At 52.4% G+C, this 4,137-nt stretch carries 6 protein-coding genes; all 6 read right to left on the reverse strand.

The features are described from left to right. Positions 1-227: 227 nt before the first annotated feature. From VKV18_RS11910 to VKV18_RS11935, 6 genes are read right to left on the reverse strand one after another with little or no spacing between them, the layout of a single operon-like run. Positions 228-983 carry a DUF1080 domain-containing protein gene (locus VKV18_RS11910; protein WP_324204422.1) on the reverse strand — a complete coding sequence of 252 codons (756 nt, stop codon included), beginning with the start codon at positions 981-983 and terminating at the stop codon, positions 228-230. Between the two features lie 37 nt (positions 984-1,020). After that, the gene (locus tag VKV18_RS11915) at positions 1,021-1,608 is read right to left on the reverse strand and encodes a sigma-70 family RNA polymerase sigma factor (protein WP_324204423.1); all 588 of its coding nucleotides are present in this window, start codon (positions 1,606-1,608) and stop codon (positions 1,021-1,023) included. After that, on the reverse strand, positions 1,592-1,858 hold the full coding sequence (locus VKV18_RS11920) for a hypothetical protein (RefSeq protein WP_324204424.1): 267 nt from the start codon (positions 1,856-1,858) through the stop codon (positions 1,592-1,594). Before VKV18_RS11920 ends, VKV18_RS11915 begins: the two co-directional genes overlap by 17 nt. Before the next feature lie 37 nt (positions 1,859-1,895). Next, positions 1,896-2,444, reverse strand: coding sequence for a hypothetical protein (locus VKV18_RS11925; RefSeq protein WP_324204425.1), 549 nt, complete (start codon positions 2,442-2,444; stop codon positions 1,896-1,898). After that, a complete protein-coding gene (locus VKV18_RS11930; RefSeq protein ID WP_324204426.1) occupies positions 2,441-2,893 on the reverse strand; it encodes a hypothetical protein in 453 nt (150 codons plus the stop codon). The genes VKV18_RS11925 and VKV18_RS11930 overlap by 4 nt, the downstream gene beginning before the upstream one ends. 4 nt (positions 2,894-2,897) lie before the next feature. Further along, positions 2,898-3,590 carry a type II secretion system protein gene (locus VKV18_RS11935; protein ID WP_324204427.1) on the reverse strand — a complete coding sequence of 231 codons (693 nt, stop codon included), beginning with the start codon at positions 3,588-3,590 and terminating at the stop codon, positions 2,898-2,900. Positions 3,591-4,137: the final 547 nt, after the last annotated feature.

Here is a 4,137-nt window from a genome sequence, read left to right on the forward strand (position 1 = left end):
GGTGGGGCAGTTATCTACGATGTCGCCTCGAACGTTATTAGGGGCGCAGAGCGCGAAGGCGGCGAGACTAAGCACTGCCGACTGGGCTGCGGTGAGCAGGGTAGCCTACATCCGTTTCATGGTTCACCTCCTGGTTTACCACCCTATAGGGCAATAAACTACATTATAAACGTTTGACAGGGACGTTTTTGGACAGCGTTTGTAATGCCCCCTCCTTCCTCTCTAAACTACCCTGTATACCAGATGTTGCGAAAACGAACCGGGCAGCCATGATCGGCCAATGCGATGTTCATCGCATCAAAGCCGTTCCCAAGTTCATCGTGTTGAGGGGAATACGGCATCGGGGCTTCTGGAGTGGGGCTTTGCAGAGCCACATGATCAAGCACCCGAATGCCGTTAAGGTAGACCGTGATGATCGGTTTCTGCACCATTTGGCCGTGATGGTAGAGCGCAGCACGGAAATAGATGTCGAGGGCCTGCCACTTGCCGGCGGGTAAGGCCGCATTGACCAACGGCGCCTGTGTTTTATAGAGGGCACCGCAGCTCTGGGTGGTGAGAGGTTGTCCGTACGAGTCGGCTATGCATATCTCGTAGACACCGTGGAGCAGCACACCGCTGCGGTAGGGTGTGCTTCTTTTGGGATGCGGCGGGATCAAGAACTCCAGATGAATATGGCCATGGGGAAAGCTCCACACATCCCAAATGTCGCCGGTTCCGGGCTTAATCGTGAGCACACCGTTTGCGAAGCCCCATGGGAAGGTGTTTTTGGGGGCGGGTGCACCGCGAAGAGCCATGGGTGTTCCCGTTATGGGCTGCCAAAGCCTAGGGGGCTGGTTTCCTAACAGGATAGCTGCGCCTCTAGGAGGGGGCACAGGCTTTACGAGCGCGTGAGGCGTGGGAGGCTTTGCCTGGCAGAGTACCGCTGCGACCAGCAAAGCAAGGCTACTGTAGAGAAACGGATAGAAGGTTGTTGCTTTTTTCATTGTGAACGCTCCCTGTTCTGTGATGTGATAAAATCGCTTAAGAAGCACTGTCTTTCTCCAGACTGGCAGTCGTATTCCCCTCGCCCAGAGAGTGGCTGGACTCCTCTTGAAGCGGAGATGTTCCTTCTATGTTGTCGCAGGCTTCTTGATAGCGTGCCCGAATGTGTTGACATGCTCTTTGATAGCGCTTCACCACCGTGGGATATCGGAGTTCAAGCATATCAGCAATAGTTTTGAGGTCGTTGCCGGACAGGACGAGGAGGAGAATTTGACACTCTTCTTGAGAGAGCGATTGGGCGAGTTGAAGGATACAGACCGACTTTTCCTTGTAGTCAAAGTCTTTCTCACAGGCGATATCTCTATCGAGAATGTAAGCTAGCTGTACTTGCATGCTATTTTGGCGTTTCTTTGCACGCTGTTTGTCAATGAGATAGTTTTTGCCCGTTGCCACCAGCCAGGCGACAAGTTCGTTATCGGGTAAATTCTGCTTATGATGCTCAAAACAGCGTGTCCAGGCTTCCTGAACGGCTTCCAGAAGTTCCTCTTGGTTTGGCGCATAGGCCTGTAGTTTGCGACAGACCTCTTGATAAAGCTTAGGAATATCTCGTTCACCATCGTTGCTCATGGTTGTTTTGATCCTTGTTAATTGCAACATATGCAATTTTCAGCTTCATCCCTAAGTTTTCGCGATAACGAGTAAGCTCCCTTTGGAAACCAGCCATTTGAGTTGATGGCACGCTAATAGCAACCTCTTCAGGCCACCATCGGATAAGATGCCTGACAAACTCTCGCCCGGCCACCTGGGAGCCAACAAGCGTCTGCGGATCGGTCTGTCGTTCTGGGTTCAGTTCTGGACTGTTTATAATGCCAAGCATCTTCAAGATCCTTTTGTCATATTGTAATAGACTGTAGCTAGGGACTGGCTTTAGCTTGAGCCGAGGATGCCCGGGACTCCTCCAGCCCTAGCCTGTTTAGAAGAAGTGGTGGTATCCATGCAATAAGCAGGCCGAACACAACGGCCTCCAGAAGGTACTTGCCGATGTATAGCGTCAGCAGGTTGCGAATGGCTTGTTCTAAGTGCTGGGTAAGATAAGGATCGTCATGAGCCGACATATTGAGGCTGCCTATGTAATCTAGAACCGCTAAACTATATTGATATGCAAAGAAGGCAACACACGCTGCCAAAAAAGCCTCCTTCTTGCGTCGCCAGCGCCACACCACGTAGCCCCCTACAAGAACGCTGAGAAAAACGTCCCTAGGGACAATGTCGCTTGTGAATATAAAATATTTAAACCATGTCCCAAGTTGAGATTTGAGCGAGGGGGTGCCCTCTAGGCCCAACTCCAAAGTAAGAAAACTGGCAAGAAACTCGCACAGAAACCAGCCACATCCCCCCAACACACCGCCCAGCAAAAGGCGGATGCAGGCCTGTTTAACGGCATTTGCACTTGGAGGCTTCATCTTGGCTCTCCTGAATGGGGAAGCGGTGGGGCTTCCTTCCAGAGGGCGTAGATCGCTAAACCGGTAAGACCACTAGCCGAAAACATGTAGATGAACTCCACGCCAAGATAGCGGATAGCTTCAGACCGGCTGTTAGGAAGGTCATAACCGTGGCTCATGAGATAGATGCTGATGCTGTTTAAGAAAAGAGATGGCACCAGGGCTGTTAGCAAGAGGAGGGAAGAGGGGCGAAATCGAGGAAAAAGTTGACGCAGCAGTTCAAAAAGCAAGCCGACTACCGCCCCGCGTTGTGCCGCAGGCGCAAATGCCCAATGGCTGTAGAAACCGAGGCCGAAGGCCACATCGGTAACAACCAGAAAGACAAGAGCGCCGATCAAAGCGGCACATAGAAGCAGTCCTACATGCCACAGCAGGCGCCTCAACCCCTCCGGTGAAAGGAACGACTGCATCGGCTTATCCTTTGACAGGGCTATCCGGCACGGGTTGCCCCGGATTGTAGACCATGGCATACCAGGGCCAAAATCCGTCACCCGGAAACTTTATCTGCAGCACCCGCACCGAGCCGTCGAGGTTCAGCCGAAGCGTGGTGCCCTCCTTTTGGTAAACGTTAGGTGGGCAATTTGGAACTTCAGGTGCCCACTTGCACACTTCTGGATGATTCGGAATGGGGTAGCCATGATTAAAGTCGAGAATAACCCCTACCGAAGAGGGTGACATAGCCTTCAAAGCCTTCCAATAGGTTTCGCTCAGGTCTCCCGCATCGCATTTATAGGAAGGACAGGGTACAAAGTAGTTATAGGAGGTGGGATGCGGATAGGAGAAATGGGGGGTGGAAAGAACGTCAAAGCTCCAATAGCCGTAGTTGCCGGTAGTGTCGTCGGGGCAGAGCAGCAGTTTTGGAGCGGAGATGTAGGTGGGCACAAGCCTGCCTAGCAGCGAGGGACGCTGGCCATCGTAATCCTGTTGATAGAGATGGAAGGCGATACCGATCTGGTGAAGATTGGAGATGCACACGGTTTGTCTTCCCTTCTGTCTGGCGGAGGAGAGGACGGGGAAGAGGAGGGCAGCCAGCAGGGCGATGATGGCTATCACCACAAGCAGCTCGATGAGGGTGAAGCCTAGATAGGAACCGCTTCGTTTTTGCATCTTTAGACCTCCATAATAAGATTAGAGAAAGGGCATAGATCATCCTTAATTTAACAGGCTCTTTTTCGTTTTCAATTATAGCTTGCTTTTCTTTATATTTGCAAGTGTGGCAGCCCTAGAAGGCAACGGTTTTGCAATAGCTCTCTAGGGCTACCTCAAGGCATGGCTTAGCTGGACATGGAGGACTGACAGATGAAGGGGCACTTTACCGGCCCGGTTTGAGTGTAGCAGCAGCCTTCTTGTGCGGGATCAAGGCACTTGGTGCACACGACGGTGCCAGGCCCGTTGAGGTTTTTGCACATGTATTCCGTGTAGGCCATCGTATATTGCCACAAGATGCCCGGCCCTTGGCAGTTCATACTCTGCGCAACGCAGAAGGTCGCGGTTGGGCAGGTATGAAAGGCCGTGCAGCTATAGCCCGTGGTGGGGCAGTTATCTACGATGTCGCCTCGAACGTTATTAGGGGCGCAGAGCGCGAAGGCGGCGAGACTAAGCACTGCCGACTGGGCTGCGGTGAGCAGGGTAGCCTACATCCGTTTCATGGTTC

The sequence above is a fragment of the Chthonomonas sp. genome, assembly GCF_035294505.1.
Classification (GTDB): Bacteria; Armatimonadota; Chthonomonadetes; order Chthonomonadales; family Chthonomonadaceae; genus Chthonomonas.

Excerpts from the sequence above, each read along its gene's own strand:
- VKV18_RS11910 (WP_324204422.1), bottom strand. The coding sequence starts at position 983 with ATGAAAAAAGCAACAACCTTCTATCCGTTTCTCTACAGTAGCCTTGCT.
- VKV18_RS11915 (WP_324204423.1), bottom strand. The coding sequence starts at position 1,608 with ATGAGCAACGATGGTGAACGAGATATTCCTAAGCTTTATCAAGAGGTC.
- VKV18_RS11920 (WP_324204424.1), bottom strand. The coding sequence starts at position 1,858 with ATGCTTGGCATTATAAACAGTCCAGAACTGAACCCAGAACGACAGACC.
- VKV18_RS11925 (WP_324204425.1), bottom strand. The coding sequence starts at position 2,444 with ATGAAGCCTCCAAGTGCAAATGCCGTTAAACAGGCCTGCATCCGCCTT.
- VKV18_RS11930 (WP_324204426.1), bottom strand. The coding sequence starts at position 2,893 with ATGCAGTCGTTCCTTTCACCGGAGGGGTTGAGGCGCCTGCTGTGGCAT.
- VKV18_RS11935 (WP_324204427.1), bottom strand. The coding sequence starts at position 3,590 with ATGCAAAAACGAAGCGGTTCCTATCTAGGCTTCACCCTCATCGAGCTG.